Origin of the sequence: Halomonas sp. SIMBA_159 (assembly GCF_046536035.1) — a bacterium.
Lineage (GTDB): Bacteria > Pseudomonadota > Gammaproteobacteria > Pseudomonadales > Halomonadaceae > Vreelandella > Vreelandella venusta_A.
The window spans coordinates 1-863 of record NZ_JAWJBT010000059.1 but is presented as its reverse complement, the minus strand read 5'-3'; the positions used below and the strand labels follow the sequence as shown (position 1 = coordinate 863).

The 863-nt window shown below is 65.6% G+C and carries 2 protein-coding genes; both read right to left on the bottom strand.

Translation table 11 applies throughout. The features are described 5' to 3' along the window. Nucleotides 1-414, bottom strand: a 414-nt coding sequence (locus R0J87_RS18300; RefSeq protein ID WP_498887951.1) for a hypothetical protein, incomplete at its 3' end; no start/stop codon positions are given. A 10-nt stretch (nt 415-424) separates the two neighbouring features. Continuing rightward, nucleotides 425-863: hypothetical protein (locus R0J87_RS18295; RefSeq protein ID WP_498887950.1), on the bottom strand; the 439-nt coding region annotated here is incomplete at its 5' end.

The window sequence follows — 863 nt, the reverse complement described above, 5'->3', positions numbered from 1 at the left end:
GCCGTTGCCGCTGAGGTCGAACACCAACCACTGCTCGGTGGCGCTCAACACGGTGCCGGGGGCGGTGGGGTCGAGGTCGGAGCCGAGGGCGGAGCCCGCGGTCTTGACGTACAGCTCGCTGTCCAGCTCCACGTCGTCGTCGGTCGAAACCGTGACCATGGATGCCAGCACGCGGACCTTGAGCACGTCCTGCGTCTCGTCGTAATCCCGCGGGATCGGGAACGTCAGGTAGCCCACCGTGTCGTTCGCGTTGGTGACTTGAAGCACGCGGGCGTTGGTTTCGTAGGCGGCGAGGGCGACGTTGGCCCCCAGCTCAATCTCGCTGAGAAGAACCGGCCGGGAGACGAGGATGCCGTCACCGAGTTCGTCGGTCACGGCGTTGTCGAGTTGATGGAGGATGTTCTTGGTGGCCACGGTGTGCTCCTTAGAAGTTGACGGTGCCGGCAGAGCCGGAGACGGAGGAATCGACGCCGGTGTATACACGCCTCGGGCGACCCGGAGCGTCAGAGTGGTCTGCGTTATACCCCATGAAGCGAGGCTTGCTCTCCCGGGCGAGCAGAATGGCCTTTTGCAGCTCCGCCATGTAGGGCTGATGCTTCTCGCCGGCGGAGTGCTCCTGCTGCTTCTCCGCCTCGGCCAAGCACGCTGCCAGCACCGCGTTGTCGTACTGGAAGCCGGCGGCGTGGTAGTCGTCGTCGTTCACCAGCTTGTTGGGAAAGACGCGGCAGCGGCCTGTGATATATTCGTCGCTCTCGGGCGTGGGGTAGACCACCAGCTCCCACTTGCTGTTGGTGCGGTCGGTGAGGTCGTCGAGCGTCGGCAGCGGCCGGAGGGCGGCCAAGCACGGGTCGCCGCTCGCCTCG